Annotated in this window: 1 protein-coding gene; it reads right to left on the bottom strand. The window is 44.4% G+C overall.

The features are described 5' to 3' along the window. A partial coding sequence (locus AB4486_RS27375; protein ID WP_372119938.1) for a sodium/glutamate symporter occupies positions 1–432 on the bottom strand: 432 nt, incomplete at its 3' end. Positions 433–577 lie beyond the last annotated feature (145 nt).

The raw sequence follows: 577 nt of genomic DNA, 5'->3' as shown, positions 1-577 counted from the left end.
TGTAGCACCTGTACCATGCCCACCTGATAGGGTGATAGAGCCCGTCATCAGTCCTAGCTTAGGATCCAGCCCTAAGAACGAGGCTGCAGCGACACCAATAGCGTCCTGAAAAATAATATAAACAACGGCGATTCCGAGAAAGACAACGAACAAGCGTCCACCTTGGAATAGCTGCTTGATATTTGCGCTTAAACCAATGCCTGCGAAAAACATCAGCATCAACGTCTCTTTATAAGGAAGTTCAAATTCGAACTCCATTCCCATGCGATATAAGCAAGTAGTAATTAAGGCTGCGATGCACCCACCAATCACCGGCCCTGGGATATGATATTTACTTAATATTGGTGTGTGTTTTTTGGTTACCTCACCAAACAACAACATCAAGAGTGCCAAAATGGCAGATTCAACGGCATTTACAGAAATTACATTCATTATCACGACCTAAACAACCGAATAAAAAAGCCCCGACTTGACGGGGCTTATATTTTCTAGCAACTACGAATTACGCAGAGAACTCTTGGAAGTACTCATCCAACACAGTGCGTGTTGCACGGCCAATTAGCTCGTACTCGTGGTG

The sequence above is a fragment of the Vibrio sp. 10N.222.55.C6 genome (genome assembly GCF_041473395.1).
Lineage (GTDB): Bacteria > Pseudomonadota > Gammaproteobacteria > Enterobacterales > Vibrionaceae > Vibrio > Vibrio crassostreae_C.
This window is presented reverse-complemented; position numbering and strand designations above follow the sequence as displayed.